Source organism: Pseudoduganella rhizocola, from assembly GCF_045984285.3.
Lineage (GTDB): Bacteria > Pseudomonadota > Gammaproteobacteria > Burkholderiales > Burkholderiaceae_D > Rugamonas.
On the sequence record NZ_JBJQIK030000007.1, the window covers coordinates 67,709 to 79,168 of the forward strand.

Consider the following 11,460-nt stretch of genomic DNA (forward strand, 5'->3'; position numbering starts at 1 on the left):
ATTACCGAAGCTGCAGCCGCCTGAACAGCGGCTGCGCGGGGGAAGGCTTAGTCGGCGATGCCGATGGCGGCGCGGGCGGCCATGGCGGCTTCCAGCACCTTGGCCGGGTCTTCGCCGATCACGGTGAAGTGGCCCATCTTGCGGCCTTTGCGGGCTTCGTGCTTGCCGTAGAGGTGGAGCTTGAGGTTGGGGTACTGGTGCAGCAGGTTCCAGTCCGGCTCGCGGTACGTATCGCCGTCGAACCAGATATCGCCGAGGATATTCACCATCACCGAGGCCGAATGCGCGCGCGGCTCCGCCAGCGGCAGGCCGCAGACGGCGCGCGCCTGCTGTTCGAACTGGCTGGTCACGCAGGCATCCAGCGTGTAGTGGCCGCTGTTATGCGGGCGCGGCGCCATTTCGTTAACGACCAGCTGGCCGTGCGAGACGAAAAACTCCACACCCAGCGTGCCGATATAGCCCAGCTTCGCGGCGATATGCTCGGCATACTCCATGGCGCTGTCGCGGATGCACTGCGCGGCGCGCGCCGGGGCGATCGAAATATCGAGGATGCCGCGGCGGTGAATATTCTCGGAGACGGGGAAGCAGCGCGTATTGCCCTCTTCATCGCGCGCCAGCACCACGGAGATTTCGTAGTCCAGCGTCAGCTTCTTCTCCAGGATGCAGGTTTCGCCCTTGAAGTTGCGGAAGGCAGCCACTGCGGCCTCGCGGTCTTCCACCACGGCCTGGCCCTTGCCGTCATAGCCGAAGCGCACCACTTTCAGGATGCCGGGGAACAGGTCGGCGCCGGCTGCGGCGATATCGGCTTCGGAGTGCACGGCAGCGTAAGGCCCATGCGGCAGGCCGTTATCGCGCAGGAAGCCCTTCTCCGACAGGCGGTTCTGGCACACCGACACGGCAGCAGCAGCCGGGCGCACCGGCACCGACTTCGCCAGGTAGTCCAGCGTCTCGGCCGGAACGTTCTCGAATTCGGTGGTGATCACGGAGCATTCACGCGCCATTTCATCCAGCGCCGCCCGGTCATCATAGGCAGCATGCAGGTGGCGCTCGGCGATCTGGCCGGCGATGCTGTGCGCATCCGGGTCCAGCACCCAGACCTGGTAGCCCAGTTCATGGGCGGCGGTGACGAAATAGCGGCCCAGCTGGCCGCCGCCAAGCATCCCGAGAATGGCAGGACGCTGGGTGGTGTGTTTGCTCATGGACGTTCTCAGGCTTGTGGCAGGTTCATCGCCAGGACTTTATCGGTCTGCGCCTGGCGGAAGGCGGCCAGCTTCGCGGCCAGTTCCTTGTCGTGCGTGGCCAGCATGGCGACGGCGAACAGCGCGGCATTCGCGGCGCCGGCTTCGCCGATGGCGAAGGTTGCGACGGGAATCCCCTTCGGCATCTGCACGATGGAGAGCAGCGAATCCTTGCCCGACAGGGCCTTGGACTGCACCGGCACACCCAGCACGGGCACGGCGGTTTTGGCGGCCAGCATGCCTGGCAGGTGGGCGGCGCCGCCCGCGCCTGCGATAATCGCCTGCAAACCGCGTTCGGCCGCCTGTTCGGCGTATTCGAACATCAGGTCCGGGGTGCGGTGGGCCGAGACGACGCGTGCTTCATACGCGACGCCGAAATCCTTCAGAATGGCAGCTGCTGCCTGCATCGTGGGCCAGTCGGAATCCGACCCCATGACGACGCCTACTACCGGGTGATTGGTCTTTGTCATGTGACGCGCCCTCCGTGGCGCACTTGGTTAAGCCCTTGATTTTAGCATGCTGAGCGCCTTGCAAGAAGGCATAGGGCGCACTAGAATCCCCGAAACTGCTTTTTCCTTAACATTTTCCAGAGCCAGCCAGTCGATGAAGAAAACCTCCGGGCCGCAAGACGCACAAACCGCCGAACCGCGCCTGTACCGAGTGGTGGCAGACCGCATCCAGAAGCTGATCAAGGATGACAATATCAAGGCCGGCACCCGCCTGCCCGCCGAGCGAGAACTGGCTGCGACCCTGAATGTGAGCCGCGCTTCCCTGCGCGAAGCCCTGATCGCCCTGGAGCTGGGCGGCATTGTGGAGGTGCGCGGCGGCTCCGGCGTGTACGTGAGCGAGCAGGCCACGCCGGAATCGGACATGCCGGAAGCCGGCCCCGGCCCCTTCGAGGTGCTGGCCGCCCGCAAGCTGATCGAATGTGAGGTGGCCGCCATTGCGGCCAAGGTGGCCACCGATTCCGCGGTGGACGCCATCCTGCGCGCCGTGCTGGAGATGGAAAAGCACCACGAAGACCGCGCCAGCAACGAGCAGGCCGACCGCAACTTCCATATGGCGATTGCCCGCGCCACCGCCAATGCGGCGCTGGTGGGCGTGATCGAATGCCTGTGGAACCAGCGCGGCAGCCTGTGGCACAAGCTGAAGGAGCACTTCCAGACGGAAGAACTGCGCAAGCAGACCCTGCTCGACCATCGCAATATCCTGGAAGCCATTGCTTCCCATAATCCCGCCGCCGCCCGGGCGGCCATGCGCGCCCACCTGGAGCGCGTGACCCGCGTGTTCTCGCGCGGCTAAGCCCTCCCCGCTCCGGTGGTTAGTCCACCTTGCGAATCTGGCCAGACCAATTTAGAATGGCCTGACCACATTCGCATATTTACACTACCACGGAGACAATGTGAAAACACTGACCCGCGCCATCGCCGGCGTTGGCGCCTTCTGCCTGCTGCTGGGCGCCGCGCATGCCGAAGGCCCATTCCGCAACCGCGATAACAAGTCCGCCACCGACGTATCCGAGGGCACGTATCCGGTTCCTTACCAGATGCCGACCACCGCCGAGATCACGGAGCAGCTGAACCGGGTGCGCGGCTATATGGAGGAGGTGACGCCGACCCGCGTCATCAACAAGAAAACCGGCGCCGCCATCACCGACTTCAAAAAGCCGGTCGCGGAAGCCATTTTCGAACCTGCCAAGGGCGATTTCGGCATCATGGTCTATGAGATGGGCGTGGTGCATTCGGGCCTGATCCGCGCTGCAGCCATCACCGGCGACAAGCGCTTCACTGCGATGACCCAGCGCCACCTGCAGTTCTACGGCGATACCCTGCCCTACTTCAAGGCGCAGGAACAGCAGTTCCACCTGGAGCGCGCAAACAGTTTTTCGCGCTTCCTCGACCCGCGCGCGCTGGATGACGCAGGCTCGATGTGCGCCGCCCTGATGCGCGCCCGCAATGCGAAAATCGGACCTGACCTGGGCGCCATGATCGCCACCTGCTCCGACTGGGTGGCCAACAAGCAGTTCCGCCTGGCCGACGGCACCATGGCGCGCAAGCGCCCGCAAGCCGTATCGCTGTGGGGCGACGATATGTATATGAGCATTCCGGCGCTGGCCGAAATGGGCCGCTACGACGACGCCGTGAACAATGTGCTGAACATGTCGCGCTACCTGTTCAATGAAAAGGAAGGCATCTACGCCCACGGCTGGCACCAGAATGCGCCGGATGCGCCGCGCTTCTACTGGGCGCGCGCGAACGGCTGGGCGGTGCTGGCCATGTCCGACCTGCTGGACGTGCTGCCGAAGAACCATCCCGGCTACCCGCTGGTGCTGAACCAGCTGCGCGCCGCCATCAAGGGCATTGCCGAGCGCCAGTCCGGCACCGGCCTGTGGCACCAGATGATCGACCGTAACGACTCCTACCTCGAAACCTCGGCCAGCGCCATGTTCACCTATGTGATCGCGCACGCGGTGAACGAAGGCTGGGTGTCGCCGACTACCTACGGCTCCATCGCGCAGGCGGGATGGGCGGGCCTGTCCACGAAGATCAACGCCAAAGGCCAGGTGGAAGGCACCTGCGTAGGCACCACGCTGGCGGGCGACCAGGTCTACTACTACAACCGTCCCACCAGCGTCCACGCGCTGCACGGCTACGGCCCGATGCTGCTGGCAGGCGCCGAGATGATCCGCCTGATCAACAACAAGCACATCGCCATCGAATACAAAGTGCGCACCTATCACTACATGCCGAAAGATTCCGGCAAAACCGATTACCGCGAACATCACTGAGGCCCGCCATGAAACTACGCCTTGCCGCAGCAGCGCTGCTGCCCGCCCTCGCCGTCCTGGCGCCGGAAGCGCTGGCCGCAGCGCTGTCCATCACCGTCAAGCACGACCTGAAGGCGCCGCGTCCGTCCGAAACGATTACCGTGCCGTGGTCGGAAGTGAACCGCGCCCTGCCCGGCGCCCTGATCCAGCATATCGCCGTGAAGGATGCGAAGGGCCGCGTGCTGCCTTCGCAGGTAACAAATGTGAAACCGCTGGCCAAGGATCCAAAGAACGAAGGCATCGCCTATGGCGAGCTGATTTTCCAGCACGACTTCGCCGCGGGTGAGCAGGAAGCCACCTTCACGGTCGAAAAGATCGATGAGCTCACGCCCGTGTTCCCCGTGAAGGCTTTCGCCCGCTACGTGCAGGAACGCCTGGACGATTTCGCCTGGGAGAACGACAAGCTGGCGCACCGCACCTACGGCCCCGCGCTGGCTGCGCCGGCGGAACCGGGCAGCGGCAAGGAGGTGCTCGTCACCAGCGGCCTCGATCTCTGGTTCAAACGCGTGCCCTACCCCATCGTGGACCGCTGGTACAACAAGGGTCATGACCACTATCACCACGACGAGGGTGAAGGCATGGACATGTACAACGTGGGCAAGTCGCGCGGCGCCGGCGGCACCGGCGTGTGGGACGGCCAAACCCTGTACACGGCCGTGAACTACTCGACCTGGAAAGTGCTGGCCAACGGCCCGGTGCGCGCCATCTTCGAATTGCGCTACAAGGGCTTCGATGCGGCAGGCACCCAGGTCAGCGAAGTGAAGCGCTTCACCGTGGACGCAGGCCACTACCTGGACCAGATCGACAGCACCCTCACCTTCGAGGGCAAACCCTCGCTGCCCTTCGCGGCGGGCCTGAACAAGACCCCGACCGACAAGGGCCAGGAGCCCACCATCGATGTGGACCGCGACCAGGCCAATGGCCTGCTCATGCAGTGGGTGAAGCAGAAGTCCAAGGGCCAGTTCGGCGTGGCCGTGGTGCTGCCCGGTGCAACGGGCTATGCGGAGGACGCGCTCAACCACCTGATCGTTGCGCAGGCGGCTTCCGGCAAGGCCGTGCGCTACTACGCGGGCGGCGCCTGGGACCGCGCCGGCGAAATCACCAGCCGCGAGCAGTGGCAAGGCTATGTACGTGCCATGGCCGAGCGCTACCGCTCCCCGGTCCGCGTGAGCACCAGGCCAATTCCCTGAGCCCACCCTGGCGATAAAACCCGGCCCCGCAGCGCGGGACACCGGCCTGCCGATGTCCCTGCACTGGCAATGAATACCCGGCCGGCCTGCGCTACAAGTTCTACGCAGCCCCCAGCTACTTTCGGTTAAAAGTCCGAAGGTAGCTTTCCACGCAACAAATATTTCCAATCGTGCACGGGAAATAGCACGCCGCTGATACACTCTTCCGACCTATTTTATTTTTTCCTCGGAGCATGTGCATGAGTCTGGCAACGACCGGCCACCTGGCCAAAATCCTCACTGAAAACCAGGAAGCGCTGCTGGAAGGATGGCTCAGCACCATGCTGTCGCGCCTGGTACGCCGCGACAAGAACGCGGAAGCCGAGTTGCGCCAGCAGGCCTCCCGTTTCATCCCCCTCCTGATCAAGGCCCTCGACAAGGGTTCCAGCTACGACATCGACAACAGCAACTGGACCGAAGTGCGCCAGCTGCTGGGCGAGATTTCCGCCGCCCGCGTGCGCCAGGGCTATTCGCCGACGGAGACGGCGCTGTTTATCTTCGCCCTCAAGGAGCCCCTGTTCGCGCAGTTGCGCGCGGCAATGGCCGACGATGCCGCCGCCCTGGCTACCGAAATCACCGAAACCGGCATGCTGTTCGACCGCCTCGGCCTGCATACCATCGAGGAATACCAGAAGAGCCGCGAACAGGTCATCCTGCGCCAGCAGCAGGAACTGATGGAACTGTCCACGCCGGTGGTGCAGCTGTGGAAGGACGTGCTGGCGCTGCCGCTGATCGGCACGCTGGACAGCGCGCGTACCCAGGTGGTGATGGAAAGCCTGCTGCAGAAGATCATCGATACCGGCGCCTCCATCGCCATTATCGATATCACCGGCGTGCCCACCGTCGATACCCTGGTGGCCCAGCACCTGCTGAAGACCGTGGCCGCGGCGCGCCTGATGGGCGCGGACTGCATCATTTCCGGCATCCGCCCGCAGATCGCGCAAACCATCGTCCACCTCGGGGTGAACCTGGAAGACGTGATCACCAAGGCCACGCTGGCCGATGCCTTCCTGGTAGCGCTGAAGCGCGTGGGCGCCACCGTCGCGCACAGCGCCTGAAAGGGCCTCCATGGAACGCATCCCCATTCTCAAGATGGGCAACCTGCTGCTCGTCACCATCCAGGTCGATATGCACGACCGGCTGGCGATGACGCTGCAGGATGACCTGACCGCCCGCATCGTCAAGGAGCGCGCCACCGGTGTGCTGATCGATATTTCCGCCCTCGACATCGTGGACTCCTTCATCGGCCGCATGATCAGCAATACCGCCGCCATGGCGCGCATCCTGGATGCGACCACGGTGCTGGTCGGCATGCAGCCTGCCGTCGCCATCACCCTGGTGGAGCTGGGCCTGACCCTGCACGGCGTACGCACTGCGCTGAACGTTGAGCAGGGCGTCAAGCTGCTGCAGCGCATCGAATGATGCGCGGGGAAAGGCGGCACTCTTGAACCAGAACGACGTGGACGCGCAGATCCTTCCCTTGCGTTCGGACGAAGACGTGGTGCGCCTGCGCCAGTCCGTGCGCGAGCAGATGATCGCCTCCGGTTTCAGCCTGATCGAGCAGACCAAGATGATTACGGCGGCCAGTGAGCTGGCGCGCAACACCCTGCGCTACGGCGGCGGCGGCGAAGCGCACCTGCTCAAGCTGCAGAATGGCCTGCGGCGCGGCATCGGGCTGACCTTCATCGATCATGGTCCGGGCATTCCCGACATCGCCCAGGCGCTGACGGACGGCTATACCACCGGCGGCGGCATGGGCCTGGGCCTCTCGGGCGCCAAACGCCTGGCCGATGAATTCGATATCGAGTCGGCGCCCGGACAGGGCACCACAGTAAAGATCAATAAATGGAAACCATACTAGGCGCGGAAATGCGCCAGACCTGCCACCCTGTGGCCGAGAGCAGCCAGATTGCATCGGTGCGGCGTGTGGCGTCGAACCTCGCGGCTCATGCGGGCTTCGATGAAACCACGGCCGGCGAACTGGCCATCGTTGTCACCGAAGCTGCCACCAATATTCTCAAGCACGCCGGCCACGGCGTGGTGCTGCTGCGCCCCCTGCGCTGCGGCACGGCACAAGGAGTGGAGATGATTGCGCTGGACCAGGGGCCGGGTTTCAGCAATCTTGTCAGCAGTATGCAGGACGGCACCACCACCGCAGGCAGTTACGGCGTTGGCCTTGGCGCGATGCGCCGCCTGTCGCGCGGCTTCGACATCTACAGCGCACCGGGCAAGGGGGCTGCCATCTGGGCCCAGCTCTGGCCGCGCCATGCCGAACTGCCCGCGCAATCGATTCACTACGGCGTGGTTTGCCTGCCGATGGCGGGTGAATCCGTGAGCGGCGACAGCTGGGCGCTGGCCATCGGCGCCACCGAAGCGACGGTGCTGGTGGCCGACGGGCTGGGACATGGCCCGCTTGCGGCGCAAGCGTCGGAACTGGCGGCCTCCATCACCATGCAGCAGCCCTCCCTGCCCGCCGCCACCCTGCTGCAGGACAGCCATATGGCGCTGCGCGCCACCCGCGGCGCCGCCGTGGCGGTGGCGCGCATCGACATGCTGCTGGAAAAACTGAGCTTCGCGGGCATCGGCAATATCGCCACCTATATCTCCGGCGGCGGCGAGCGCCGCCAGCTGGTATCGCATAACGGCATCGTCGGCAGCAATATGCGCAAGGTGCAGGAATTCGACGCCGCCTGGAGCAGCGACACCATGCTGCTGCTGCATTCGGACGGACTGGCTTCGCGCTGGGACCTGAAGGACTATCCCGGCCTCGAATTCCACCATCCGGCCCTGGTCGCGGCCGTGCTCTACCGCGACTGCTGCCGCCACCGCGACGATGTGAGCGTGCTGGTGGTGCGCGACCGGGAAGGATGGTCGCAATGAGCCTGCGCATCCTCAGCATGAACGTGCGTGCCGAACTCGATGTGGTGGCCTCGCGCCAGCGCGCGCGCCATATCGCGGCCCTGTGCGGCTTCAACAGCCAGGACCAGGCGCGCATCGCCACCGCCGTCTCCGAGCTGGCGCGCAACGTCTATAACTATGCACGGGAAGGCCGCGTCGATTTCGCCGTGGAAGGCGAAACCACGCCGCAGCTGCTGGTGATCACCATCGAGGACCGCGGCCCGGGCATCGTCAACCTGGACCTGGTGCTGTCCGGCCGCTACCAGTCCAGCACGGGCATGGGCCTGGGCATCCTGGGCGCCCGGCGCCTGATGGACCAGTGCGATATCCGCACCGCGCCGGGCGCCGGCACCACCATCGTGCTCAAGAAACTGCTGCCGTCCAATGCCGAGCTGCTCACGGCCCGTGCCATCGGCGCCATGGGCGCGCAACTGACCTCGCTGCCGTCCGACGTGACCCTGTCCGAGATGCAGCAGCAGAACAAGGAGCTGCTGGCCACACTGGCCGAACTGAAAGCGCGCCAGGATGAGCTGGTGCAACTGACGCGCGAGCTGGAGGACACCAACCGCGGCGTGGTGGCCCTGTACGCGGAGCTGGACGAAAAGGCTGACCACCTGCGCCGCGCGGATGAGATGAAGACGCGCTTCCTGTCGAACATGAGCCATGAGTTCCGCACGCCGCTCAGTTCCATCCGCGCCCTCACCAAGCTGCTGCTGGACCGTGTGGACGGCGAGCTGTCGCCGGAGCAGGACAAGCAGGTGCGCTTCATCCTGAAAGGCGCGGAATCGCTGACGGAACTGGTGGACGACCTGCTGGACCTGGCCAAGATCGAAGCGGGCAAGATCGACGTGCGGCCGGCCGCCTTCGAAGTGCACGAGATGTTCAGCGCGCTGCGCGGCATGCTGCGCCCCTTGCTGATCAGTTCTTCCGTGGAGCTGCTGTTCAAGGAACCGGACACGCCGGTGACGATGATGACGGATGAAGCCAAGCTGTCGCAGATCCTGCGCAACTTCATCTCGAATGCGCTCAAGTTCACCGAGAAGGGCCATGTGCGCGTGAGCGCCGCCATGGATGGCGACTGCGTGCGTTTCGATGTGGAAGATACCGGCATCGGCATCGCGCCGGAACACCAGCAGATTATCTTCGAGGAGTTCGGCCAGGTCGAGAACCGCCTGCAGCACCGCGTCAAGGGTACGGGCCTCGGCCTGCCGCTGTGCCGCCGGCTGGCGGAACTGCTGGGAGGCAGCGTGAGCCTGCGCAGCACGCCGGGCGAGGGTTCCACCTTCAGCGCCCTGATTCCGCTGGTGCATGCCATCACGCCGGAGCCGATGCCCTTCGCCGATTCGCTGGCGGACGCCGATGCCAGCGGCATTCCGGTACTGGTGGTGGAAGACGACCGCTCCACCATGCTGCTGTACCGCAGCTTCATGCGCAACACGCCCTACCGCCTGGTGGCCGCGCGCAGCATCTGGGAAGCGAACCAGGCGTGGGCCGCCGAACGGCCCGCCGCCGTTATACTGGACCTGTACCTGAATGGCGAAGACAGCTGGCGCTGGCTGGCCGACGTCAAGAACGACGAGCGCCGCAAACAGGTGCCGGTCATCATCGCAAGTGAAGTGGCGGACCGCCAGAAGGCCTTCTCGCTCGGCGCGGATGCCTATTTCACGAAACCGGTGCTGCGCGAAGATCTTCTCGCGCAGCTGAATGCGCTGTGCCATATAGAATAGAGAGCATGATGACGGCACATCCCGAAGAACTGATCCTCAACGTGGACGACTCCGATGCGGCCCGCTATGCCAAGACGCGCGTGCTGCAGCATGCCGGCTTCCGGGTGATCGAGGCCAGCAGCGGCAGCGAAGCGCTGGAGAGGACGAGCCGGGAGAAGCCGGACCTGGTGCTGCTCGACACCAAGCTGCCGGACGTGAACGGTTTCGATGTCTGCCGCCAGCTGAAGCAGAACCCGATTACGGCAATGGTGCTGGTGCTGCAGACTTCGGCCTCGTATATCGGCAAGCCCGACAAGATCCGCGCGCTGGACAGCGGGGCCGACAACTACCTGTTCGAACCGATCGAGCCGGAAGAGCTGGTGGCCAATGTGCGCGCCCTGCTGCGCCTGGGCCGGGTGGAACGCGAGCTGCGCGACATGGACCGCCGCAAGGACGAATTCCTCGCCATCCTTGCGCACGAGCTGCGCAACCCGCTGGGGCCGATCCGCAATGCGGTGGAACTGCTGCGCAAGCTGGATCCCTCGCCCTCGCCCTCGCAGGAAAATGCGCGCCAGATGATCCTGCGCCAGACCGACCATATGGTGCGCCTGGTGGACGACCTGCTGGACGTGTCGCGTATTTCGCAGGGCAAGATCACGCTGCGCCGCGCGCCGGTAGAGCTGTCCACCGTCCTGCGCACGGCCGTGGAGACCTCGCAGCCCAATATCGTCAGCCGCCACCATCAGCTGGACGTGCAGCTGCCGGAAAGCGAAGTATGGCTGGACGGCGACAGCGTGCGCCTGGCGCAGGTGATCGGCAACCTGCTGAACAATGCCGCCAAGTTCACGCCGCCCGGCGGACGCGTCACCCTGTCCGCCACCTGCAGTGGAGGTGAAGCCCTGATCCGGGTACAGGACAACGGCATCGGCATCGATCCCGAACACGTGTCCTCCATTTTCGACCTGTTCTCGCAGGCCGGCCATGCACCGGACCGGGTGCAGGACGGCCTGGGCATCGGCCTGTCACTGGTGCGCACGCTGGTGCAGCTGCATGGCGGCTCCGTCACCGCGCACAGCGGCGGCATCGGCATGGGCAGCACCTTCGAGGTAAGGCTGCCGGCCACGGAAAGCTGCGCGCTTGCTCCCTCGCCGGCAAAACCGGAAACTGCGCCCGGCACCGAGCCTTATCGCATCCTGGTGGTGGATGACAGCATCGATGCCGCCGAAATCGTGGGCGCCCTGCTGGAGCACTCCGGTCACGCCGTGCACCTGGCGCATGACGGCGCCAGCGCCATCGCTGCGGCCCTGCAGGTACGGCCCGACCTGGTTTTCCTGGACATCGGCCTGCCCGACATGAGCGGCGGCGAAGTTGCCGCGCGCATGCGCGAAATGCCTGCCCTGCGCGACGTGGCGCTGGTGGCGCTCACCGGCTATGGCCAGCACAAGGACCGTGAGAATGCGATGGCGGCGGGCTTCAACCACCATCTCACCAAGCCGGTCAGCCTCGACACCCTGAACGAGACCGTGCACCGCTTCGTCACCCGGCCCTGAACGGCGGCGTAG

11 protein-coding genes are annotated in these 11,460 nt (G+C 65.0%); 9 read left to right on the forward strand and 2 right to left on the reverse strand.

The window, feature by feature from the left end:
- Positions 1-47 precede the first annotated feature (47 nt).
- Both ACJRPG_RS16310 and purE read right to left on the reverse strand, forming a co-directional pair.
- Positions 48-1,199, reverse strand: coding sequence for a 5-(carboxyamino)imidazole ribonucleotide synthase (locus tag ACJRPG_RS16310; RefSeq protein ID WP_408001147.1), 1,152 nt, complete (start codon positions 1,197-1,199; stop codon positions 48-50).
- A gap of 8 nt (positions 1,200-1,207) precedes the next feature.
- Positions 1,208-1,708 carry a 5-(carboxyamino)imidazole ribonucleotide mutase gene (purE, locus tag ACJRPG_RS16315; protein WP_408001148.1) on the reverse strand — a complete coding sequence of 167 codons (501 nt, stop codon included), beginning with the start codon at positions 1,706-1,708 and terminating at the stop codon, positions 1,208-1,210.
- A 133-nt stretch (positions 1,709-1,841) separates the two neighbouring features.
- Here purE and ACJRPG_RS16320 point away from each other — a divergent pair, with 133 nt between their 5' ends.
- The 9 genes from ACJRPG_RS16320 to ACJRPG_RS16360 all read left to right on the forward strand — a co-directional run bounded on the left by ACJRPG_RS16320 (position 1,842) and on the right by ACJRPG_RS16360 (position 11,448).
- Entirely contained in the window at positions 1,842-2,540 is a 699-nt protein-coding gene (locus tag ACJRPG_RS16320; protein ID WP_408001149.1) for a FadR/GntR family transcriptional regulator, read from the forward strand.
- Between the two features lie 100 nt (positions 2,541-2,640).
- Positions 2,641-4,026, forward strand: coding sequence for a glycoside hydrolase family 88/105 protein (locus ACJRPG_RS16325; RefSeq protein WP_408001150.1), 1,386 nt, complete (start codon positions 2,641-2,643; stop codon positions 4,024-4,026).
- 8 nt (positions 4,027-4,034) lie between these two features.
- A complete protein-coding gene (locus ACJRPG_RS16330; RefSeq protein ID WP_408001151.1) occupies positions 4,035-5,255 on the forward strand; it encodes a DUF4861 domain-containing protein in 1,221 nt (406 codons plus the stop codon).
- Positions 5,256-5,494: 239 nt separating this feature from the next.
- Positions 5,495-6,352 (forward strand): STAS domain-containing protein, encoded by an 858-nt coding sequence (locus ACJRPG_RS16335; RefSeq protein WP_408001152.1) that lies wholly within the window; start codon positions 5,495-5,497, stop codon positions 6,350-6,352.
- Between the two features lie 10 nt (positions 6,353-6,362).
- On the forward strand, positions 6,363-6,716 hold the full coding sequence (locus ACJRPG_RS16340) for an STAS domain-containing protein (protein WP_408001153.1): 354 nt from the start codon (positions 6,363-6,365) through the stop codon (positions 6,714-6,716).
- A gap of 22 nt (positions 6,717-6,738) precedes the next feature.
- The gene (locus ACJRPG_RS16345; protein ID WP_408001154.1) at positions 6,739-7,155 is read left to right on the forward strand and encodes an ATP-binding protein; all 417 of its coding nucleotides are present in this window, start codon (positions 6,739-6,741) and stop codon (positions 7,153-7,155) included.
- Positions 7,140-8,174 (forward strand): ATP-binding protein, encoded by a 1,035-nt coding sequence (locus tag ACJRPG_RS16350; protein ID WP_408001155.1) that lies wholly within the window; start codon positions 7,140-7,142, stop codon positions 8,172-8,174. The genes ACJRPG_RS16345 and ACJRPG_RS16350 overlap by 16 nt, the downstream gene beginning before the upstream one ends.
- Positions 8,171-9,919 carry an ATP-binding protein gene (locus ACJRPG_RS16355; RefSeq protein WP_408001156.1) on the forward strand — a complete coding sequence of 583 codons (1,749 nt, stop codon included), beginning with the start codon at positions 8,171-8,173 and terminating at the stop codon, positions 9,917-9,919. Before ACJRPG_RS16350 ends, ACJRPG_RS16355 begins: the two co-directional genes overlap by 4 nt.
- Positions 9,920-9,924: 5 nt before the next feature.
- Positions 9,925-11,448 carry a response regulator gene (locus tag ACJRPG_RS16360; protein ID WP_408001157.1) on the forward strand — a complete coding sequence of 508 codons (1,524 nt, stop codon included), beginning with the start codon at positions 9,925-9,927 and terminating at the stop codon, positions 11,446-11,448.
- Positions 11,449-11,460: the final 12 nt, after the last annotated feature.